Here is a 21343-nt window from a genome sequence, read left to right as displayed (position 1 = left end):
GTATTTCAACCCATCGGTTGTGAGCGACACAGGCGCGACAGCATTGCCACTAGATCGTCGAGCACAAAGGGTTTGCCGATATGGTCGTCCATGCCAGCCTCCAGGCAGGCCGCGCGGTCCGAGGCCATGGCGTTGGCCGTCATGGCAATGACGGGCAATGTAGTCAGCCCCAGCTCCTGGCGGATGCTGCGCGTGGCAGCATAGCCGTCCATGACCGGCATCTGCACATCCATCAGCACGGCATCGAAGGGCACTGTCGCGGCGGCCACGGCTGCCACGCCCAACCGTCCATCGTCGGCCAGCGTGACATCTGCGCCCTCTTGCGCCAGCAGGCCCTTGGCCACCAGTTGGTTGATCTTGTTGTCCTCCACGACCAGGAGGCGCAGGCCCTGCAGGCGTTTGGGTTTGCGGGGTGCCTCGGCACCGCCTGTGGTACCCGGCACCGCGTGGTGGGGCGGCACGGTGTCCGGCACGTCCGCCACGGGCAGCCGGATTGCAAAATAGAAGCGGCTGCCTTCGCCCACCACACTGTCGAGCTTGAGCTCGCCGCCCAGTAATTCGACTAGGCGGCTGGAGATGGACAGGCCCAGCCCGGTGCCGCCAAAGCGCCGCGTCGTCGAGGCCTCGGCTTGCGAGAAGCCGTCAAAGATATGGACCTGATTCTCCGGCGCGATGCCGATACCGGTGTCGCTGACGGCGAACTCCAGCACCACGTCGCCCTCACCCTGCTCCAGCACGCGCACCCGCAGCAGCACCTCGCCGCGGCTGGTGAATTTGATGGCGTTGCCGCCGAGGTTGATCAGCACCTGCTGCAGGCGCATGTCATCGCCCAGCAGGCCATTCGGCACGGCGGGGTCTACCGCGTAGCGCACCTCCACGGGTTTCTCGCCGATATTGGCGGCCAGGATGACCTCCAGATTGCCCAGCATCTTGCTCAGGTTGAAGGGCCGCGGGTCCAGCGTCATCTTGCCGGCCTCGACCTTGGAGAAGTCCAGGATGTCGTTGAGCAGGCCCAAGAGCGAGCGCGCCGCATCCTCGGTCTTGCCGGCGAAGTCTTGCTGCTCGGCGGTCAACGCGGTGTTCTGCAACAGGGTCAGCATGCCCAGGATGGCATTCATCGGCGTGCGGATCTCGTGGCTCATATTGGCCAGGAACTGGCTCTTGGCGATGTTGGCCTGCTCGGCGCGGGCCACGGCATCCTTGAGCTGGGCTTCGGCCAGTTTGCGGTCGTGGATGTCCTGGCTGGAGCCCGCCATGCGCAAGGCCCGGCCTTGGGCGTCGCGGTAGACCTTGGCCCGTGAGCGGAACCAGCGGTAGCCATGGGCCTTGGTGCGCACCAGGTTTTCTTCGTCATAGTCCCTGCGGCCGGTGAAGGCATCGACGCTGGCCAAGCGGTTTCTCTCCTGGTGCTCGGGGTGCAGGATGCGGGTGAAGCTGCTGGCGCCGGCGGGCAACTCTTCGGGGGTATAGCCAATCAGCGCGTAGTAGCTGGGCGACCACCACTGCGCGTCGTTCTGCACGTCCATCCAATCCCACAGGCCGTCGGTGCCGCCTTCGATGGCCAGGACCATGCGGTCCGACACCTCGGCCAGGGTTTTCTGGGTTTGCTTTTGCACCGTGATGTCGGTACCAATCTCCATGAAACCGACCAGGGTGCCGTGGGCGTTGTGCGTGGGCTGCACCTCGGTGTCTACCCAATACTCGCTGCCGTCCTTGGCGCGGTTGAGCACCTCGGCCCGGCAGGCCACGCCATGCGCCACCGCGTTGCGCAGCTTCTCCAGCACCGCCGGGTCGGCCTTGCCGCTGCCCAGCAGCTCGCCCGGCGTCTTGCCACGCGCCTCGTCCAGGGTGTAGCCGGTCATCCGCGTGAAGCCTTCATTGACCCAGGTGATGCGCATCAGCGGGTCGGCGATCATGACCGCGTTGTTGGTGTGCTGCACGACGCGGGCCAGGCGGTCCAGGTCGGTGGTCATGCGTTCGGCCAGGCGCTGCGCGCGCAGGCGTCCCAGCGCCAGCAACCACACGGTCAGCGCACCCAGCATGCTGGCCATGGCGCCGGCGATGGCGGCCAGCGCCAGGCTGGAGCGGTCTTGCGTGGCATTGAACAGCGCATTGCTGCGCAGGCGCAGCTGCAGCATCCGCCCGCCGACGGCAACCGCATGCACCTGTGTCCAACTGGCCGGCGCCTGCGGTTGGGCCGCCGCCCCAGTTGTGGGCGGGGCGCCTTCGGAGTCGTACAACAGGCGGTCCGGCTGTTCGACCGGGCCGTCCCACAGGTCCACGCGCAGGCCGTTGTCGGCAATGTCGGCCACACCGTTGAGCAGCTCGGCCACGGCCATGGGCGCATACAGCAGGCCCACCAGCGCCGCCTGGAATTGTTGGGGCGTGACCGGGTCCGCGCCGTGCCGGTAGACCGGCAGGAAATACAGCAGACCCGGTGTCTGCTGGGTATCCTGCACCAGCGTTAGCTTGCCGCTGAGCGCGGGTTCGCCGGTGTTCATCGCCCGTTCAGCGGCCTCGCGGCGTACCGGCTCCGCCCCGATGTCCATGCCGTAGGCGGCGTGGTTGTTGGCCATGGGCTCGATGAGTTTGACGATAAACAGATCCGCGGCGTCACCCTGGGTGTGCACCTCGAAATGGGGTGCGTTGTCGGCCCGCTCGGCGGCGATGAAGGCGTCCAAGCTCTCGCGGGGAACGCGTGCGATGAAGCCAAACCCCCGTATGCCAGGCAACTCGGCGGCCAGATCGCGCGACTCCACGTAGGCCTGGAACTGTCTGCGTGAAATTGCGGTGCTGGCCGCATAGGCGCCGCGTGCGCCCTTAAGCCCCAGCAGGGGTTGGTTGAAGCGGCGCTTGACTTCGGACTCAATGCGTTCGGCCCCGCGGTCAAACAGCATCTGGGCGTCCTTGTCCAGGTCCCGCTTGAGCCATAGCACCAGGGTCGCGGTGGCAGCCAGCCCCAGTATCTGGGCTGCGGCCGTCATCGCCAGTGCGGCGGTGATGTTGAAGCGCGCCTGTGTGCTGCTCAGGTTGTTGGTGCCGTTGCCCGGCGTTGCGGGCGATGGGGTCTTCAGCCGGTGCAGGTTGCTGGAGCATCGCCAGTACAGGGCCGGCGCGGCCAGCAGTACCAGCAGCGTCACATTGACCAGGGTTTCGCCAACCTGGTTCAAGCCGGGCGCTAGCACCGGCAGGCTGAGCATGACCAAGCCTTCGGTCAGCGCAACGATTGCGGTGATCTCAGCACAGAGGTGCACCGGGTTGAAGGATTGCTTCATGCCGCCTGGCTCGGAGCGTCACACAACGGGGTGACGGTGTCCCAGGATAGCAGAGGCTTTTGGAATCCCCAAGGCTTGCTTTAGACCACGCCTTGGCTGCGCAACCGTGCAATGGCGTCGGCGTCCAGACCCAGACCGGCCAGCACGGCATCGGTGTGTTCGCCCAGGGTGGGCGGCGCATGGCGCAGCACCGGCGGTGTGTCGGCCAGACGCAGGGGGCTGGCTACGGTTGCTATGGATTCAATAGCTGTACGTTCATTGGTTGCGAGGGCTAGCGGCTGATTGACCTTAAGGCCCCGGGCTACAACCTGTTCATCGGCAAAGGCTTCGTCCATGGCGTTGATCGGCCCACAGGGCACGGCCTTGTCTTCCAGCAAGGCGACCCACTGGGCCGTGGTGCGGGTCCGCGTGACGGCTTCGATCTGAGGGATCAGTGCGTCGCGGTTGGTGACCCGCAGGGTGTTGGTTGCGTAGCGCGGGTCTTGCGCCCACTGGGGCTGCCCGGCCGCTTCGCAAAAACGCGCGAACTGGCCTTCGTTGCCCACCGCCAGCAACATGGCGCCGTCCGCCGTGGCCAGGGACTGGTAGGGCACCAGGCTGGGGTGGCTATTGCCCTGGCGCTGCGGGACCTTGCCGGTGTTCAGGAAGCCCGCGGCCTGGTTCGCCAGAATCGTCATGCCCACATCCAGCAGCGCCATGTCGATGTATTGGCCCTGGCCGGTACGGTGCCGCACCTCAATGGCGGCCAGGATCGCGCTGCAGGCGTAGACACCGGTGAACAAGTCCGTCAGCGCCACGCCCACCCGCAACGGCCCGCCACCCGGTGTGCCGTCAGGGTTGCCGGTGATACTCATCATGCCGCTCATGGCCTGGATCATCAGGTCGTAACCGGCGCGTTCGGCATACGGCCCGTCCTGGCCGAAGCCGGTGACCGAGCAGTAGATGAGGCGGGGGTTGACGGCTTTCAGACTGGCATAGTCCAGGCCGTATTTGGCCAAGCCGCCGACCTTGAAGTTCTCCACCAGTACATCGCTCTGTGCGGCCATCTGGCGTATCAGGGCCTGGCCTTCGGGTTGGGCCATGTCGATGGTGACCGAGCGCTTGTTGCGGTTGCAGGCGGTGAAGTAGGTGGCGTGTTCTGTGTCCTTTCCGTCGCGGTCCTTCAGGAAGGGAGGGCCCCAGTGGCGGGTGTCGTCGCCATCGCCAGGTTTTTCCACCTTGATGACGTCGGCGCCGAGGTCGGCCAGCATCTGGGTGCACCAGGGGCCGGCTAAAACCCTGGAAAGGTCCAGGACCTTGATGTGGGGGAGGGCGGAGGGTTTTTCTTCGGTTTTCATTGCTTGTTTTCTGCTTTTACTTCTATTGGCAGTGAGGGTTTTGGCTGCACAGCACGAGCCCTCCCTCAAAAACACCAATTTAAAAAGCCGCAATCCCCGTCTGCGCCCGACCCAAAATCAGCGCGTGGATGTCATGCGTACCTTCGTACGTATTCACCACTTCCAGATTCACCAAATGCCGCGCCACCCCAAACTCATCCGAGATACCGTTCCCCCCCATCATGTCCCGCGCCAGCCGCGCAATATCCAATGACTTGCCGCACGAATTGCGCTTCAGAATGGACGTGATCTCCACAGAAGCCGTACCTTCATCCTTCATACGCCCCAAGCGCAGGCAGCCCTGCAGCCCCAGCGCAATCTCGGTCTGCATGTCCGCCAGCTTCTTCTGGATCAACTGGTTGGCCGCCAAGGGCTTGCCGAACTGTTTGCGGTCCATCGTGTACTGGCGGGCGCGCAGCCAGCAGTCTTCGGCGGCGCCTAGTGCGCCCCAGGCAATGCCATAACGGGCGGAGTTCAGGCAAGTGAACGGACCCTTCAAGCCGCGCACTTCGGGAAACGCGTTTTCCTCGGGGCAGAAGACGCCATCCATGACGATCTCGCCGGTGATCGAGGCACGCAAGCCGACCTTGCCGTGGATGGCGGGGGCGCTCAAGCCGGCCATGCCTTTTTCCAGCACAAAGCCGCGGATGGGGCCGACCTGGCCGCCCTCCAGCACTTCCTTGGCCCAGACCACGAACACATCGGCAATGGGGCTGTTGGAGATCCACATCTTGCTGCCGGTCAGCTTGTAGCCGCCGGCCACCTTGTGGGCGCGGGTGGCCATGGAGCCGGGGTCGGAGCCGTGGTCGGGCTCGGTCAGGCCGAAGCAGCCAATCCACTCGCCGGTTGCCAGCTTGGGCAAATACTTTTGGCGTTGCGCCTCGGTGCCGAATTCAAAAATCGGCACCATGACCAGCGAGCTTTGCACGCTCATCATCGAGCGGTAGCCGCTGTCCACGCGCTCCACCTCACGGGCAATCAGGCCGTAGGCCACGTAGTTCAGGCCGGGGCCGCCATATTGTTCGGGGATGGTGGGGCCCAACAGGCCCAGTTCGCCCATCTCGCGGAAGATGGCCACGTCGGTTGTGCCATCACGAAAAGCTTGCGTGACGCGGGGGGCGAGTTTCTCCTGGCAGTAGGCGGCGGCGGCATCGCGCACCATGCGCTCGTCGTCTGCGAGCTGGCTGTCCAGCAAAAAAGGGTCTTGCCAGTTGAAAGATGCGTGCTGGGCCATGGGGGATGTCTCCGTTGTGCTGATGGGGGCTGCCGGAATAAGGCAGTACGGAGAGCATGGTAGCCACTATGCCGCCGGCCACCAAACGATTGTTTGTCACCCAGATATGCGGCTATCGCATATCTGGGCCAAGGGAGGGCAGGTGACTACCGCCGTGTGATCTTGCTGGCTTCCACCATGCCGGGCACACCGTCGAGCTGCACAACCAGTTCCCCGCGGCGCAGGATGACGTTCTTCACCACCTCGGTGCGGTTGGCATACAGCACGCGGTCGCCCGGCTTGTACTGGGGCAGGCTGGGCATGGGCGGCGGTGCCGGGCGAGCCTGTTGCTGCGGTGCTCGGTTGCCCACGGCCGCGAGCTTGCGCGCAATGCCGGGATGCAATTGCGCCAGCTGCTCCAAGGCCGTGCGAACAGCTGCACGCATGGCATCCGCCGTGAAGGGCTTGGCCAGCAGAAACAGCGCGCCGGCTTCTTCGGCCTCTTGCTGGTGTGTGGGGCTGCTGGCCTGTGCCAGCAGCGCGAAATGGCAATCGGGATGGTTTTGCTGGATGGTCTTGTGCAGCGCAATACCGGTCAGAGCTTCCTTGGCAAACCAGTCGGTGATCAGAAAATCCGGCTTCAGCGACGCAGCCATTTCGGCTGCGGCATGCGGGTTGGACGTGGTTTTGATAGCAGCAGCATCAAAGCCGTAGCCGGACAGCAGTTGCTGCGTGAAAGTTTGCAGTGCCGGGCTGGGATCTGAAATCAAAAAACTAACGGCAGACATGGAGGGTAGGCAACAACGCACACAATAAAAAAAACCGGCAGAAAACTCCATTGCCGGACGCATATATTTTACCGGGAGCCGTCCGATCCTGCGTATCTTTACCGGGCGTGGCCACTGGGTCTGTCAGCCTAAATTCAGGCTCGCTACACTGGCTGCACCATGCGACGCAAGATCCCTGCCACCCACACGCTGCTGTGCTTCGAAGCGGCGGCTCGCCACGAAAGCTATACCCGGGCGGCGCAGGAACTGGCCTTGACCCAGAGCGCGGTGTCGCGCCAAGTGGCCGCGTTGGAGGAATATCTGGGCCAGGCCCTGTTCACCCGCACCCGCCACGGCGTGGCCTTGACGCCGCGTGGCCGCGAATACGCCGCCCAAGTCGCGGAGCGCCTGCTGGCGCTGGAGCGCGACACACTGAACGCCATGTCCACGCAGGGGACCCAAGGCGCGGTCCATTTGGCCGCCGTGCCTACCTTCGCTACCCGCTGGCTGATCCCGCATCTGCCCCAGTTGCAGGCGCTGCACCCCGATATCGTGGTGCATATCGAAACCCGCACCCGCCCTTTTTTGTTTGCCGACACTGGCTTTGACGCCGCCCTGTACGCCGGCACAGCCGAACAGGTGAGCAATTGGGCCGGCACCCAGGCCACGCTGCTGGTGGATGAAGAGGTGGTGCCAGTGTGTGCCCCCCATCTGCTGGGCGCTGCCGGGCAGATGCTCGACCCCCAGGCCGTGGCCGAACTACCACTGCTGCAGCAAAGCACCCGCCCCTTTGCCTGGAGCCAATGGTTCGAGGCCGCGGGCGTGGTCGCGCCCCACGCACTGTCAGGCCCGCGCTATGAGTTGTTCTCGATGACAGCCAGCGCCGCCATCCATGGCCTGGGCGTGGCGCTGGTGCCACGGCTGCTGGTGCAGGCGGAGCTGGCACGCGGCGACCTGGTTGTGGCCTGCGACCAGGCCCTGCGCGGCGAGCGGGCTTATTACCTGGTCACGCCGCTGCGCGATACCGAGCCGCAAGCCGTGATGCATTTTCGGCATTGGCTGGTTTTGGCGACCGCCGGGTAAAATCGGGGTCTGCGCGCCAAGAACATCTTGAGGGCACGCAGGCCTCGGCCCCATTTGACTGTCACCAGATTGGGTCACTCCTTTCCACTGTTTCCCCTCTTTTTTGTTATGAAAATCTTCTCTTTCGCCGTGTCCGGCGTGCGTTCTGCCTGCGCCAAAATGGTTCTGTGCGCGCTCCCGTTCATGATGGCTGCCGTGCCTGCTTCTGCGTCTTCGCTGAGCATGGGTACCGTTTCCAACCCGATGATCGCCGGCGGCACCTTGACAGGCGCCAGCGGCTTCGGCCTTATCGGTTCGACGCTGGGCTTCAATTTGACGATCAACGACATCGGCGCCCCCGTCCAGATTTATGTAGCCGCCTACGTGCCCGCAGGAACGCTGGGCTTGCCCGCCGATACCTGGTTTTGCCTCACGAACAGTGGTTGGCAGCAGATGACGGGAACTTATATCCCGGCTGCTACGGGCATCGCTGCGGGCACTACCGTGCGGGTTTCTCTCATTTCGAATATAGACCTCAACAACCTGCCCAAGTCCGAGGTGTACGTGGGCTATGGCACATCCGTAGCGGAGATGATCCAGGCTGCGCGCTACAAGGCCGTTGTCGCCATTCGTTGAGACAGCCTAGCCTGGGTATTCACCACCGTGGTCTCAGATACCACGGATAAACCCCTAGATACAAATTGGCACCACACTTGCTAGCATCCTGAGAAGAACCTGACTAAACGGTCAGATTTTCAACTCAGGAGTGCTAGCGTGTCTGACAACTCTTACCCCACCGACGTTCGCCCCGGTCGCCTTGTGGCTTCCGAATATGCGCAACGCTTTGCCGACTGTTCCCCTCGGCTGACCCGCACGCAGGCCTTGCTGGAGGCCGAGCGCTGCCTCTACTGCTATGACGCGCCCTGCGCCACGGCCTGCCCCACCAGCATCGACGTACCGTCCTTCATCAAGCGCATTGCCGATGACAACCTGCGCGGTGCGGCGCGCACCATTCTGGAATCCAACCCCCTGGGCGGCATGTGCGCCCGCGTCTGCCCGACCGAGAACCTGTGCGAGGCTGTGTGCGTGCGCAACACGCAGGAAGACCGCCCGGTAGCGATTGGCCGCCTGCAGCGCCATGCGGTGGACGCGCTGATGGAAAGCGCCAAGCCGCAAATCTTCACCCGCGCGCCCGTCACCGGTAAAAAGATCGCCGTGGTCGGCGCAGGCCCGGCCGGCCTGGCCTGCGCGTACACGCTGGCGCGCAAGGGCCACGACGTGGTGGTATTCGATGCCAAGCCCAAGGCCGGAGGCCTGAACGAATACGGCCTGGCCAGCTACAAGACGCCCGAGAACTTCGCGCAGCGCGAGGTGCAGTGGCTGCTCGATATCGGCGGCATCATCATCAAGAACAATTGGAAGCTGGAAACCCCGGCGCAGCTGGAGACGCTGCGCAAGGATTACGACGCAGTCTTTCTGGGCATGGGCCTGACCACCACGCACGCGCTGGGCGTGCCCGGCGAGTCCTTGGCCGGCGTGCAGGACGCGGTGGATTTCATCGCCACACTGCGCCAGACGCCCGACCTGTCCACTCTGCCCGTGGGCCGGCGCGTGGTCGTCATTGGCGGCGGCATGACCGCGGTGGATGCTGCGGTGCAAAGCAAGCTGTTGGGCGCCGAGAGTGTGCACATGGTCTACCGGCGCGGGCCCGAGGGCATGTCGGCCTCGGCCGAAGAACTGGAATGGGCGCAGACCAATGGCGTCACCATTCACCACTGGCTGGCGCCGGTGGATATCCTGAGTGCTCCCCTGGGTGAAGGCCGGCATGTCGGTGGTGTGCGTTTTGAGTACCAGGCCATCGTGGACGGCAAACTGAAACCCACGGGTGAAACCCAGATATTGGGCGCCGACATGGTGCTCAAGGCCATCGGCCAGAAGTTGGGTAACCCGGTGCTGGCCGCGGCTGGTCTGGCGATGGACGGCGGTCGCATCGCGACCGACGCCAATGGCACCACCAACCTGAGCGGCGTCTGGGCTGGTGGCGATTGCCGTGCCGGGGGGCTGGATTTGACGGTAGAAGCGGTGGAGCATGGCAAGCAATCTGCCAACGCCATCCACGCCTTCCTCACAGCCTGATCGCCGCGCAACCCCAGAGTATTGGAGAAACACCATGGCCAATCTGCAAACCACTTTCGCCGGCATCCAAAGCCCCAACCCCTTCTGGCTGGCATCCGCACCGCCCACTGACAAGGCCTACAACGTCAACCGCGCGTTTGAAGCCGGCTGGGGCGGCGTGGTCTGGAAGACGCTGGGCGAAGCCGGGCCACCGGTCGTCAATGTCAATGGCCCGCGCTACGGCGCACTGCTGAGCCCGGACCGCCGCCTGATGGGCTTCAACAACATCGAGCTGATCACCGACCGTGACCTGGAACTCAACCTGAAAGAGATACGCGAGGTCAAACGCCTGTGGCCGGACCGCGCCATGGTGGTCTCGCTGATGGTGCCCTGTGAAGAACAATCGTGGAAAGCCATCCTGCCGCGTGTCGAAGACACCGGTGCCGACGCCATCGAGCTCAACTTCGGCTGTCCCCACGGCATGAGCGAGCGGGGCATGGGCTCGGCCGTTGGCCAGGTGCCGGAATACATCGAGATGGTCACCGCCTGGTGCAAGCAGTACAGCCGGTTGCCGGTCATCGTCAAACTGACGCCCAACATCACCGACATCCGCCACCCGGCCCGCGCCGCCAAGAAGGGCGGGGCCGATGCGGTGAGCCTGATCAACACCATCAACTCCATCATGGGTGTGGACCCCGCCACGCTGAAGATGAGCCCCAACACCGGCGGCATGGGCAGCCACGGTGGCTACTGCGGCCCGGCCGTCAAACCGATTGCGCTGAACATGGTGGCCGAGATTGCGCGCGACCCGCAAACTGCCGGCCTGCCCATCAGTGGTATCGGCGGCATTGGCAACTGGCGCGACGCGCTGGACTTCATCGCGCTGGGCTCGGGCACGGTGCAGGTCTGCACCGCCGCCATGGTCTATGGCTTCAAGATCGTGCAGGAGATGAGCGACGGCTTGTCCAACTACATGGACGAGATGGGCTTTGCCAGTGTGAGTGAAATCGTCGGCAAGGCTGTTCCCACCGTCACCAACTGGCAGTACCTGAACCTGAACCACATCAGCAAGGCCGTTATCAACCAGGACAGCTGCATCCAGTGCGGGCGCTGCCACATCGCGTGCGAAGACACCTCGCACCAGGCCATCACCGCCATGAAGGACGGCAAGCGCTTCTTCGAGGTGAAGGAAGACGAATGTGTGGGCTGCAACCTGTGCGTGACCGTCTGCCCGGTGCCAGAATGCATCACACTGCGCGATCTGGCCCCCGGTGAAAAAGACTTGCGCACGGGGCTGGTTGTGAGCGATAAATACGCGAACTGGACGACGCACGCCAACAACCCGATGCGCACGGCCAATTCGGCCTAGAGGGCTTAAGCAAAATAGGCCTCTAGCCCTCGCCAACGCTGCTTGAGCAGCTACCAAATCAGGAGCATCTATGTCTGAAACCCTGTTTATCCGAGGCGGTACGGTAGTCAATGCCGATCGCGCCTTCAAGGCCGATGTCATCACCAAGGACGGAAAAATTGTTGCCGTGGGCGAGGGCCTGATGGAGCCCGCCGGCTGCACCATTGTGGACGCCGGTGGCCAGTACGTGATGCCCGGCGGCATAGACCCGCATACCCACATGCAGCTGCCGTTCATGGGCACGGTCACCATGGACGACTTCTTCACCGGCACCGCGGCCGGTCTGGCGGGCGGCAACACCAGCATCATCGACTTCGTCATCCCCAACCCGCAGCAGTCCATCATGGAGGCCTATCAGACCTGGCGCGGCTGGGCCGAGAAGTCTGCCGGTGACTACGGCTTCCACGTCGCCATCACCTGGTGGGACGAGACCGTCAAACGCGACATGGGCACGCTGGTGCAGCAAGAGGGCATCAACAGCTTCAAGCACTTCATGGCCTACAAAAACGCCATCATGTGTGACGACGAAACCTTGGTGAACAGCTTCAAGCGCTGCGTGGAACTGGGCGCCATGCCCACCGTGCACGCCGAGAACGGCGAACTGGTCTTTCTGCTGCAAAAGACCGTGGCCGAGATGGGCATCAAAGGCCCCGAGGGCCACCCGCTCTCAAGGCCCCCCATGGTGGAGGCCGAAGCCGCCAACCGCGCCATTGCCATTGCCGATGTGCTGAACGTGCCCATCTACGTGGTGCACGTGAGCTGCATAGAAGCGGCCGAGGCCATCGCCCGCGCCCGCGCCCGCGGCCAACGTGTGTATGGCGAGGTGCTGGCCGGCCATCTGGTCATAGACGACAGCGTCTACCGCCATCCCGACTTTGCGACCGCCGCAGCCCACGTGATGAGCCCCCCGTTCCGCCCCAAGGGCAACCAGGACTTTCTGTGGCGCGGCCTGCAGGCCGGCAACCTGCACACCACGGCTACCGACCACTGCACCTTTTGCGCCGCGCAAAAGGCTGCCGGCAAGGACGACTTCAGCAAGATCCCCAACGGCTGCGGCGGGGTGGAAGAACGCCTGGCCGTGATTTGGGACGAAGGTGTCAACACCGGCCGCCTGACGCCATCCGAGTTTGTTGCCATCACGTCCGCCAACACCGCCAAGCTGTTCAACATCTACCCGCAAAAAGGCAGTGTGAGTGCAGGCGCCGACGCCGACATCGTGATCTGGGACCCGGCCGGTACCAAGACCCTGTCCGCCAAGACCCAGCACAGCAAGGGCGACTTCAACATCTTCGAAGGCCGCACCGTCAAAGGCATCCCCAGCCACACCATCAGCCAGGGTGAGCTGGTGTTTGTCGAAGGCGATTTGCGCGCAGTGCAGGGCAAGGGCCGTTACATCAAGCGCCCGGCCTTTGGTGTCAACTTTGCGGCTACCAAGCTGCGCGCCGAGACCTTGGCCCCCACCGCCGTCAAACGGTGATTGATAGCTAGAGGAAGCACCACCATGAGCCGCAAAACCCACCACACCGTTACCGACGACGGCGATACGCATATCGACACCCACATCGACACGGTGCTGGATATCTCCAACATCCACATCAATGGCGACCGCCTGTGGGCCTCGCTGATGGAGCTGGCAAAGATCGGCGCCACACCCAAGGGGGGAGTTTGCCGCCTGACGCTGACCGACCTGGACAAGCAGGGCCGCGACCTGGTGCTGCGCTGGGCGCGGGAGGCGGGCATGACCGTCATGATCGACAAGATCGGCAACGGTTTCATGCGCCGCGCGGGGCGCAACAACAGCTTGCCGCCCATCATGACCGGCAGTCACATCGACACCCAGCCCACCGGCGGCAAGTTCGACGGCAACTACGGCGTGCTGGCGGGGCTGGAAGTGGTGCGCACACTCAACGACCTGGGCATCGAGACCGAAGCCCCCATCGAAGTGGCCTTTTGGACCAATGAAGAGGGCTCACGCTTTGTGCCGGTGATGATGGGCTCGGGTGTGTTCGCCAAGGCCTTCACGCTGGAGCACGCCTATGCCGCGACCGACACCGAGGGCAAGACCGTCAAGGGCGAGCTGCAACGCATTGGCTACATAGGCACCCAGGAGCCTGGTGACCACCCCATCGGCGCGTATTTTGAGACGCATATCGAACAGGGCCCGGTGCTGGAAGACAACAACGTGACCATTGGCGTGGTCAGCGGCGTGCTGGGCATACGCTGGTTCGACTGCACCGTGACCGGTATGGAAGCCCATGCCGGTCCAACCCCTATGGCATTGCGCAAGGACGCGATGCAGGTGTCCACCCGCATCATGCAAGAGGTGGTGGCCAGCGCGCTGCGCCACCCGCCGCATGGGCGCGGCACCGTGGGCATGGTCCAGGTCTTCCCCAACAGCCGCAACGTGATCCCCGGGCGCGTAAAGTTCAGCATCGACCTGCGCAATGCCACCGACGCGCTGGTGGACAAAATGGCCGACGAGGTCAAGGCCTTCGCCGCCAAGGTGGCCAAGGAGAGCGGGCTGGGTGTGAAGATTGAAATGGTGTCCAGCTACTCGGCCATTGCCTTCCACGAGGAATGTGTGGACGCTGTCGGCCGCGCCGCCAAGAAGCTGGGCTACAGCAATATGCCAGCTGTCTCCGGCGCCGGCCACGACGCCGTCTACATGGCCAAACTAGCCCCCGCTGGCATGATCTTCATCCCTTGCAAGGACGGCATCAGCCACAACGAGATTGAGGATGCGAAGCCTGAGCACATCACAGCAGGGTGCAATGTGTTGCTCCACGCGATGTTGGAGCGGGCGAGGGTGGTTTGATCGGCAGATGCTCGCCGGGCCCCACGGCTGAAGAAACCAATTAGCCCTTTGTACTTGCCAGGCAGAAAGCGACCACGGCATTGGCGTGGCCATAGGTCTTCTCGATGGACGGAAAATACGAAGCGGGGCCTTTGACTTTTTCGGGTGTTGCCATGGTTTGAACTCCTTGGAATATGCAAGCAAAGCAAAGCAAAGCAAAGCAGAGCGGATTCTATTTTTGCCAGCCGTGGTTGCATACCCATGTGCGATCACGGATTCAGCTCGCCTTCGCCGCCCTCGGCAGCGCCTTCCCAGTCTCCAAAAACGTCTTGAGATTCGACAGCACGGCAGGCCAGCCACCCGATATACCCGCCAGCATCTGCGGATCCTTCTCCAGGTCCACATGGCTTACCGTCAAACGGACCAGTCCGTCGATGCGCTGCTCGATATCGATCTCCACGCGTGAGTGTTTAGACTCATCACCTACTTCACTGGGGCGTGCCCAGGTGTAGACCAAGCGGCTGGGCGGGGTGCACTCCACTACCTTGCCGCAGATGTCTACGATGCGAGAGCCGTCCACGCGCTGGTGTTCCCATACGGAGCCGACTTTCCAGTCCGAGATGTTGACGCGGGCGCACTCCGATGTGGGGCCCACCCAGTACTGGGCCATGATGTCGGTGTCCATGAAAGCCTCCCACACTTTCTCGGGTGTGGTGGCGATGTAGCTCACATAGACAAAGCTAGGTTTTGTGGGGCTTGGGTTTGTTGTCATTGTCTTTACCTTCTTTTTCCAGTTTCTGTTTCAGGTTGTGCAGCGCGTCCAGGCGGCTGTGTTCGAACTTGGCGATCCACCGTTTGTGGATCTCGTGCAGCGGCACGGGGTTGATGTAGTGCAGCTTCTCGCGTCCCTGCCAGACCACCGCAACCAGGTTGGCGGCTTCCAGCAGTTGCAGGTGCTGGGTGACCGCCTGGCGCGTCATGTCCATGTGTTCGCATAGCGCGCCCAGCGTCTGGCCGCTCTCGCTGTGCAATTGGTCCAGCAGGCGTCTGCGGGTGGGGTCGGCCAGTGCCTTGAAAACTTTGTCGATATCCAAAACGTGCTTACTTTCATTGGTGGCACCCTAGTCCGCACCGTCGCCGCTGATGTGCGGGTCGTTGGGGTTGGGGCTGCCCTTGCCGGTTTCCACCAGCGCCTTCAGGCTCATCAAATACATCGCCCACTTGGTGCTGCAATGGTGCATGAATTCCACCGGCTCTTTCCACCCCTGGTGCTTGAAGAGGACGATGGCATGGTTGCCGGATTGTTTGAGATTAAAACTGATTCGCGTGCCGATCCACTCTGCGGGTCCATCGACGACCTTCCAGAGCACTTGGCGAGGGGGTTCCAGTTCCAACACTTGCATGTCAAAGCCACCGATTTCCACCCCACCGGCGCTGAAGCGGAAGCGGAGTGCGCCGCCCGCTGCGGCGTCGCCTTGCGTGTTGTGGGTCCACCAGGCCGCCAGGCCTGCGCGCGTGGTGAGTGCTTGGTAGACAGCGTCTACCGACGATTGGATGCCGACTCTGTGCAGGATATCCGCCATGACTTATCTCCTTGGGTTGTGCAAACGGTTGCGGGTTAAAAGCGTTGAAAAATTATATGCAAGTAAACACTTGCATGTCAAGCTGAGGATTTTTAGCAGCTGCGTGTGGGCGCAGCGCGGGCGGAGCAACGCATCGCTGCTTGCGACGTTGGGAAGGGCAGGGTGGCTAGGAAAAGCGCATGGGGGCAAGCCTTGTTCGCCAACCCAAAGGGCAGTTAGCTCTCAGGGGTCGAGCTTGCAGTTCTTCTTTTTAGCTTCGGCGGCAATGGCCTCGCGGTAGGCGGTCAACTCGGCCAAATTGGTCTTGGCATCTACCTGGTCATCCCAGCTGAAGAAACCCAATCCAAAGATGGCCAGGGTGGCGACGCCGATCACATTGCCCGCCGTCGTGTTGTTGCTGGTCCGGCGGATTTCTTCTGCCAATTTCTTCTCCGCAGCGGTAAAGTTGCGGTGCTCCTTGACGAGCTCTTCGCAGCCGGCGGCTTCAATCTGCTTCTGATCCTCGGCCGTGACGTGGTGGGACCAAGCCGATGTGCCAGACAAGGCGAGGGATGCGGCCAATGGCAAGGCCACGAAAATCTTGGGGAGCTTGTGCATAAGAAAGAGCCCTTCCGCCACGCATGGCAGTTGAATCCGCAAAGCGCCGCCCAAGACTTTGGTTGTGTGGCTTGGGTACCGTGGGAACAGGAATCTCCTCAGGCCATTCGTTTCCACGCAAAGGCAATTTACTGCCGGCCCTGAGCGATGTCAACCGCGCAGCGGGGCGTCTTAGGCCAGCGCCAACTCCGCCAAGCGCACCGCACCCTCCAAACTCCGCGCCCCGCCAATGAACAAGTTCAAGTGGCAGAACACGCTGTCCTCCACCCCGGTCACGGCGGCCAGTTCCTGGTCCCGCAAACCGGCCCAGCTCTTGGGCAGGTCCAGGCGCGCGGTGAAAGAACCGGGCTCCACCGGCACGGTCTTGAGCTGGTATTGGTTGCCATCCGAATCGGGGTAGATGACGAACAGCACCTCGGGCATTTCGTCCACCACCACACGGGTCCACGGCATGCCGCCTTCGGTCAGGTGCAGCACGCGGCCGCCCAGCAGGCGCGGCGCGTTGCGCACAATGTCCATGGAGCGGATCTGGCCCAGCTTCTTGCTGATGGCGTGGTCCAGAAACTTGCGCGTGATGGCGATAGCCTCTATGAAACGGGCCTCTTGCAACTGGGCCTTGGTGGTGTTGTCCAGGCCTTGCTCTTCCATCCAATGCGTGTTGAGCTGGGAAATGAGACTGGACAGGCCAAAGATGCCGGGCGACACATCGCCCTGGCCGGTGTCCACGATGTCCAGGTACTGCACCAGTGAATGGTCGATGGAGCGCACCACCTCGCCCACGGCATGCTCATCCAGGCTCTGCCCGTGGGTGCCGGCCCAGGCCTTCACATAGGCGCTGCCATGGGCCGCCCACACCAGGCCGGCGCTGGCATAGCCAACTCCCGGCACGGTCTGGCCGTCTGCGCCGGTGTGGGCAGGCCGTGCGCCATCAAAGCCGCGCTGGTGGTGGTCAAAGCGGCCCGTGGCTGCGTCCCAGCTTCCGCCCACATCGACGGCGAAGTCGGCGGCGTCTATGAGCTCTTGTTTGCGGGTGCGAACCAGGGTGTGCGATGGGAAAACCCCCATCAGCACGCCGACGCCGAACACATCATCCGCATGGAAGCTACCGTTGTGCGTGGCGATGGTCGTGTTGGGTGCGGGCGCAGAAGGCGCGGCATTCGCAGGCTTGCCGTGTTCATACAGCACCAAAGCGCGGTACACGGCGCTGTGGCTGGGTGTGGCCACACCGTGCTCTAAGCCCAGGTGGTGCATGCGGCCCGACAGCCAGCGCAGCTCCAGCGGCTTGCCGCGCTCCAGGTCTTCGGACATCGACGAGCGGAACGCATAGGGCATGGCCGCCAGCTTGGTCATGATGTCGTCCACCAGATCGTCGCGTGCGACCTTGCCGGCCTTTTTGCCGATGGCCACGCCCTCTTCGATGAGTTGGCGCTGCAGTGCACGGGTCTCGGGGTTCTCCAAGATCTGGCCCATGCTGGCCCGCAGCAACGACGTGGTGGCTGACAGTGCCGATAGCGCAATGAACTTCTCCCACAGCACCGTGTCCACCCGGTCTGCCAGCTTGGCATCCAAGGCCTGGGCTTTGGCGCAGGCTGCTGCGAACGCGGCCATCACCGGATCGCCGTTCGCTCCATCGGCCACGATGAGGTGCAGCCCGCCTGGGCTGCGGATCACGCCTGGTCGGTCAATGACGGCCGATACATAGATGACACCGGCTCGGACTTGGGCCTGCGGTGCCTGGCGCGCAATCATCGCAGCGCTGTCGATGCCGTTCTGCAGCGTCAGCACCCGCGTGGCGGGCCCAATCAGCGGAGCCATGGCCGTAGCGGCCGATTCGGTGTCCCACAGCTTCACGGCGAAGATGACCAGGTCCACGTGACCTATGTCCGCAGGCGTATCGGTGGCAGTCACTAGCGGCAGGTGGATGGGGTGCAGCGGGCTTTGAATGTGCAGCCCCTCTTTGCGCAGGGCCGCCAGATGGGCACCCCGTGCAATGAACGTCACGTCCTCGCCGGCGGCCTGCAGGCGCGCGCCCACATAGGCACCCACGCCGCCCGAACCCATGATTGCGATGCGCATAGTGTTGGCTCCTTTGCGTCGTCTCGGAAAACAGGCCTAGTTCAGGCGCTGGCTTTGGGGGTTTTTGAGCTGCTCCATCAGCGGATCGGGTTGGCCGCCTTCGGCGATATGGCTCTTGTACCAAACCGTCAGGATGGAGGTCACCACGGGGCCGGGGTCTTGGCAGACCTTGTCGAAGTCCAGCCCGTTGATGCCGCAGATCAGCTTGACCAGGTCCATGTCCAGGTCAATGGCGTCGTCTGCGCAGCGGCGCAGCTTCAGGTCGGCAAAGGTGTAGCCCTCGGGCAGTTTGAGGGTCAGCAGGGAGTCGGTTGGCATGGTGGCGGGTTGGCTTTGTCACAGCAAACCCGCATTGTCGCGCGGTTCAGGGTTTGCGTTTGGGCTTGCCGCCGGTGGGTGCCAACGCCAGTCCCGGTGGCAGGACGACGCCGTGTGTGGCCTGCGCCAGCTTGAAGAAGACATCGGTGTTGTCCATCACGCCGGTGAACGACCAGGCGCCCGGGCCAAAGGCCGACAGGGGGATGTCGGTGGCCGTGTGCACCGCGCTGTCGCCCGGCACCTGGCCCGTGACCAGGAACTTGCCATCGGCATCGCGTGCCAAGGGGTTGGCGGGGTACATGGCCAAGGGCGCCACCTTCACAAAGGGCTGCTGGCTGTCTTGCAGGGGGCGCTCGTTGGTGCGGAAGTCTTCATACCGGTCCGCATTGGCGCCATAGCCCACCAGCAGGCGGTTGTCGATATCGGTGGTCTCGGGGTAGCCATCGGCCGCGATGCGGTACTTGGGGAAGCCCGCCTGTTCGTAGACGCCGACCACCTTGTCGCGGATATTGGCGCTGCCGCCCTCGCGCACCAGCTCTTGCAGGCGTGCATCGCTGACGCGCGATCCGCCGATCAGTGCCGCGCCCGAGCATTCGTGGTCCGCCGTGACGATGACCAGCGTATCGCCCCGCTGGGCCGCAAAGGCCTGCACCCGCTTGATGGCGCGGTCGAATTCGATGGTGTCCAGCATCCAACGCTCGGTGTCCATGTTGTGGGCCTGCTTGTCGATGGAGGCGCCTTCGACCATCAGCACAAAGCCGTTCTTCTGGCGCTCCAGCACGGCCAGCGCCTTGGCAGCCATCTCGTCCAGCATGGGCTGGTCGGGGAAGCCATAGTCATCCACGACGCGACCCGTGGTCACGCCGCGCAGTTTGGCGCGCCGGCCGTCCATCTTGTCCAGCGCCACATTCATGTTGGAGTGGGCGAACAGGCCCAGCAGGCGGTCGGTCTTGGTGGCGTCGATGGCATCCAGCGCGGTCTTGTCCGCGGCATAGCGGAAGCCCGCGGTCTGGAAGTCCGCCAGCAGGTCGCGGTCCTTGTCCAAGGCACCGGCGCTGCCGCCCCAGCGCTTGACGATCTCCGCGGTATGCGCGTCGGTGGCCGAGAAGGCGTAGTCCGTCTTGTCGCCGCGTGCCGAGCCCGGCGTGCTGGCCGGTACAAACCATTTGCGACCGCCGCCCATCAGCACCGTCAGGCCCGTGCGTGCGCGGTCGTCCAGGAACTGGTCGACGATGCCGGTGCCGGCACCGCGGCTGCTGGTGTGCACCGCATTGCCCGCCGGCGTGGCGTCAAACACATCGGCGGTAGTGACCACGCCCAAGGCCTTGCCCTGCGTGCGGTGCAGGTATTCGCTGAGGTACTCGATGCGCGGGTTGTCAAAGGGGTCGGTCGTATCGTCGGGGAACACGCCCTCTTCGTTGTTGTTGTTCTTGTTGCCCAACACATAGCTGGTCATGCCGGGTGCCGAGTCGGTCACCACCGAGTTCAGCGACGCGGTCTTGACCATGCCGGTCACGGGGAAGCTGTCCATCGCCAGGGGGTTGATGACCTTGCCCTGGGCATAGCCACCGGCCACGATGCGCGCCGCTGTGCGCTGGGCCGCGCCCATGCCATCGCCCAGCATGATGATGATGTTCTTGACCTTCTGGCCGCCCGCCAGCAGCGGGATGATTTCGAAATTGCCGGTGGCCTTCACCATCTGGCCATCGCTCTGGCTGGCCTCTACCGTGAAGCTGTGCACACCGGGCTTGAGCGCACTGACGGCGCGCACGGTGGCGATGCTGGCATTCTGTGGCACGCCGGCCAGGCAGCCGGTGGCGCAGGAGCGCAGGGCCACAGTGGCGTCTACGGCCTTGCCATCGACCGAGAACTGCGCGCGCGTGATGGACTGGCCGGCGTCGTCGGGCCGCAGTGTGGCCTGCAGGTCAAAGCGCTGGCCGGGCAAGAAGCGGGCGATGATGGGCGCTGCACGGCCGCTGCTGAACAGTTCGCTGGGCGGTGTCAGGCGGCTGACTTCGGGTGCTGCAAAAACCACCCCCGCCTGGGTGGCGCACAGCACTAGCACGCTGCGCGATAGCCAGGACAGGGGGTGTGACAGCAACTGCAAACGGGAACTAGGGGAACGGCGGGACATGGCGATGGGGACTCTTGTTATGGCGAAGTTCAAAGGGACGGTGTTAGGGGCGCGGCCGCTGCGTGGGCTTGCGGCGGTGTAGACGGTGGCGTCAGGCGCAGACGCACCCAGTGGATGCGGCCGTCTGCGGCCTCGTGCCGGCCCACCTGCAGCTCGCCGCGCACTTCCACCAGACCACGGGCGTAGGGCATGGACCAGGCGTGCGCACCCTCGGCCAGGTAGACCAGCACGGTGGTAGCGGGCAGATCGTCGGCTTCACCGTCGGCGTGTTCACTCAGTTGCACCGGTCGGGGTGTCAGCAGAAACTGGCCCGCCGTGGTCTCTTCCTGCTGCACCATGTAGCCGACCAGGCGCACCGTGTGGCCATGGGCCTGGCGCAGGCGCTCGGTCATCTCCAGGCCCTTGGGCCCAATGGGGGTGCGAAAAAAGTCCTGGAACGATAACGTTGGTGGCGGCTCGGGTGGCGCGCTCTGGGCACCTGCTGGCGTCGCGCACAGCGCGGCCAGCATGAGTAGCGCGGCCGTGCAGAGCAGGCGCGCGGGGGCGATGATGGGGGAACGGTGGTGGCTAGGCGGCTTCACAGCCAGCTAGCGTATTAAATCAGGGTGACAAAACGGTGACAGAC

Annotated in this window: 18 protein-coding genes; 6 read left to right on the top strand and 12 right to left on the bottom strand. The window is 63.6% G+C overall.

Annotated features, from left to right (window positions below; translation table 11 throughout):
- Positions 1-5: 5 nt before the first annotated feature.
- From AC07OO_RS16090 to AC07OO_RS16075, 4 genes are all read right to left on the bottom strand, one after another.
- Positions 6-3275: a CHASE domain-containing protein gene (locus AC07OO_RS16090; RefSeq protein ID WP_495083091.1), complete on the bottom strand. Its 3270-nt coding sequence runs from the start codon at positions 3273-3275 to the stop codon at positions 6-8.
- 80 nt (positions 3276-3355) lie between these two features.
- A complete protein-coding gene (locus AC07OO_RS16085; protein WP_495083090.1) occupies positions 3356-4612 on the bottom strand; it encodes a CaiB/BaiF CoA transferase family protein in 1257 nt (418 codons plus the stop codon).
- 79 nt (positions 4613-4691) lie between these two features.
- Positions 4692-5885: an acyl-CoA dehydrogenase gene (locus AC07OO_RS16080; protein ID WP_495083089.1), complete on the bottom strand. Its 1194-nt coding sequence runs from the start codon at positions 5883-5885 to the stop codon at positions 4692-4694.
- Between the two features lie 146 nt (positions 5886-6031).
- On the bottom strand, positions 6032-6652 hold the full coding sequence (locus AC07OO_RS16075) for a response regulator (RefSeq protein WP_495083088.1): 621 nt from the start codon (positions 6650-6652) through the stop codon (positions 6032-6034).
- Positions 6653-6811: 159 nt separating this feature from the next.
- Here AC07OO_RS16075 and AC07OO_RS16070 point away from each other — a divergent pair, with 159 nt between their 5' ends.
- The 6 genes from AC07OO_RS16070 (at position 6812) to AC07OO_RS16045 (ending at position 14031) form a co-directional block, all read left to right on the top strand.
- Positions 6812-7714 carry a LysR family transcriptional regulator gene (locus AC07OO_RS16070; protein ID WP_495083087.1) on the top strand — a complete coding sequence of 301 codons (903 nt, stop codon included), beginning with the start codon at positions 6812-6814 and terminating at the stop codon, positions 7712-7714.
- Between the two features lie 108 nt (positions 7715-7822).
- Positions 7823-8329 (top strand): hypothetical protein, encoded by a 507-nt coding sequence (locus AC07OO_RS16065; RefSeq protein WP_495083086.1) that lies wholly within the window; start codon positions 7823-7825, stop codon positions 8327-8329.
- A gap of 138 nt (positions 8330-8467) precedes the next feature.
- A complete protein-coding gene (locus tag AC07OO_RS16060; RefSeq protein WP_495083085.1) occupies positions 8468-9829 on the top strand; it encodes an NAD(P)-dependent oxidoreductase in 1362 nt (453 codons plus the stop codon).
- 34 nt (positions 9830-9863) lie between these two features.
- Positions 9864-11177, top strand: a complete 1314-nt coding sequence (gene preA / locus AC07OO_RS16055; protein WP_495083084.1) for an NAD-dependent dihydropyrimidine dehydrogenase subunit PreA — start codon at positions 9864-9866, stop codon at positions 11175-11177.
- A gap of 70 nt (positions 11178-11247) precedes the next feature.
- Positions 11248-12693, top strand: coding sequence for a dihydropyrimidinase (hydA, locus tag AC07OO_RS16050; protein WP_495083083.1), 1446 nt, complete (start codon positions 11248-11250; stop codon positions 12691-12693).
- 147 nt (positions 12694-12840) lie between these two features.
- Positions 12841-14031: a Zn-dependent hydrolase gene (locus tag AC07OO_RS16045; protein ID WP_495083370.1), complete on the top strand. Its 1191-nt coding sequence runs from the start codon at positions 12841-12843 to the stop codon at positions 14029-14031.
- Positions 14032-14287: 256 nt separating this feature from the next.
- On the opposite strand, the gene AC07OO_RS16040 is transcribed toward AC07OO_RS16045, so the two are convergent.
- The 8 genes from AC07OO_RS16040 to AC07OO_RS16005 all read right to left on the bottom strand — a co-directional run bounded on the left by AC07OO_RS16040 (position 14288) and on the right by AC07OO_RS16005 (position 21299).
- On the bottom strand, positions 14288-14782 hold the full coding sequence (locus AC07OO_RS16040) for an SRPBCC family protein (protein ID WP_495083082.1): 495 nt from the start codon (positions 14780-14782) through the stop codon (positions 14288-14290).
- Positions 14751-15098: an ArsR/SmtB family transcription factor gene (locus AC07OO_RS16035; RefSeq protein ID WP_495083369.1), complete on the bottom strand. Its 348-nt coding sequence runs from the start codon at positions 15096-15098 to the stop codon at positions 14751-14753. The genes AC07OO_RS16040 and AC07OO_RS16035 overlap by 32 nt, the downstream gene beginning before the upstream one ends.
- Positions 15099-15131: 33 nt before the next feature.
- On the bottom strand, positions 15132-15593 hold the full coding sequence (locus tag AC07OO_RS16030) for an SRPBCC family protein (RefSeq protein ID WP_495083081.1): 462 nt from the start codon (positions 15591-15593) through the stop codon (positions 15132-15134).
- A gap of 222 nt (positions 15594-15815) precedes the next feature.
- Positions 15816-16190: a hypothetical protein gene (locus tag AC07OO_RS16025; RefSeq protein ID WP_495083080.1), complete on the bottom strand. Its 375-nt coding sequence runs from the start codon at positions 16188-16190 to the stop codon at positions 15816-15818.
- 171 nt (positions 16191-16361) lie between these two features.
- Positions 16362-18266, bottom strand: coding sequence for an MYG1 family protein (locus AC07OO_RS16020; protein ID WP_495083079.1), 1905 nt, complete (start codon positions 18264-18266; stop codon positions 16362-16364).
- Positions 18267-18302: 36 nt separating this feature from the next.
- On the bottom strand, positions 18303-18584 hold the full coding sequence (locus tag AC07OO_RS16015) for a hypothetical protein (protein ID WP_495083078.1): 282 nt from the start codon (positions 18582-18584) through the stop codon (positions 18303-18305).
- A 46-nt stretch (positions 18585-18630) separates the two neighbouring features.
- Positions 18631-20718, bottom strand: a complete 2088-nt coding sequence (locus AC07OO_RS16010) for an alkaline phosphatase (protein WP_495083077.1) — start codon at positions 20716-20718, stop codon at positions 18631-18633.
- A 29-nt stretch (positions 20719-20747) separates the two neighbouring features.
- Complete coding sequence (locus tag AC07OO_RS16005; RefSeq protein WP_495083076.1) at positions 20748-21299, bottom strand: hypothetical protein; 552 nt, start codon at positions 21297-21299, stop codon at positions 20748-20750.
- Positions 21300-21343 lie beyond the last annotated feature (44 nt).

This window comes from Rhodoferax sp. GW821-FHT07G04 (assembly GCF_059418585.1).
This window is presented reverse-complemented; position numbering and strand designations above follow the sequence as displayed.

Coding starts and splice junctions, on each gene's coding strand:
- AC07OO_RS16070 (WP_495083087.1), top strand. CDS start 6,812: ATGCGACGCAAGATCCCTGCCACCCACACGCTGCTGTGCTTCGAAGCG.
- AC07OO_RS16085 (WP_495083090.1), bottom strand. CDS start 4,612: ATGAAAACCGAAGAAAAACCCTCCGCCCTCCCCCACATCAAGGTCCTG.
- AC07OO_RS16065 (WP_495083086.1), top strand. CDS start 7,823: ATGAAAATCTTCTCTTTCGCCGTGTCCGGCGTGCGTTCTGCCTGCGCC.
- AC07OO_RS16090 (WP_495083091.1), bottom strand. CDS start 3,275: ATGAAGCAATCCTTCAACCCGGTGCACCTCTGTGCTGAGATCACCGCA.
- AC07OO_RS16080 (WP_495083089.1), bottom strand. CDS start 5,885: ATGGCCCAGCACGCATCTTTCAACTGGCAAGACCCTTTTTTGCTGGAC.
- AC07OO_RS16030 (WP_495083081.1), bottom strand. CDS start 15,593: ATGGCGGATATCCTGCACAGAGTCGGCATCCAATCGTCGGTAGACGCT.
- preA (WP_495083084.1), top strand. CDS start 9,864: ATGGCCAATCTGCAAACCACTTTCGCCGGCATCCAAAGCCCCAACCCC.
- hydA (WP_495083083.1), top strand. CDS start 11,248: ATGTCTGAAACCCTGTTTATCCGAGGCGGTACGGTAGTCAATGCCGAT.
- AC07OO_RS16025 (WP_495083080.1), bottom strand. CDS start 16,190: ATGCACAAGCTCCCCAAGATTTTCGTGGCCTTGCCATTGGCCGCATCC.
- AC07OO_RS16015 (WP_495083078.1), bottom strand. CDS start 18,584: ATGCCAACCGACTCCCTGCTGACCCTCAAACTGCCCGAGGGCTACACC.
- AC07OO_RS16020 (WP_495083079.1), bottom strand. CDS start 18,266: ATGCGCATCGCAATCATGGGTTCGGGCGGCGTGGGTGCCTATGTGGGC.
- AC07OO_RS16075 (WP_495083088.1), bottom strand. CDS start 6,652: ATGTCTGCCGTTAGTTTTTTGATTTCAGATCCCAGCCCGGCACTGCAA.
- AC07OO_RS16010 (WP_495083077.1), bottom strand. CDS start 20,718: ATGTCCCGCCGTTCCCCTAGTTCCCGTTTGCAGTTGCTGTCACACCCC.
- AC07OO_RS16040 (WP_495083082.1), bottom strand. CDS start 14,782: ATGACAACAAACCCAAGCCCCACAAAACCTAGCTTTGTCTATGTGAGC.
- AC07OO_RS16045 (WP_495083370.1), top strand. CDS start 12,841: ATGGAGCTGGCAAAGATCGGCGCCACACCCAAGGGGGGAGTTTGCCGC.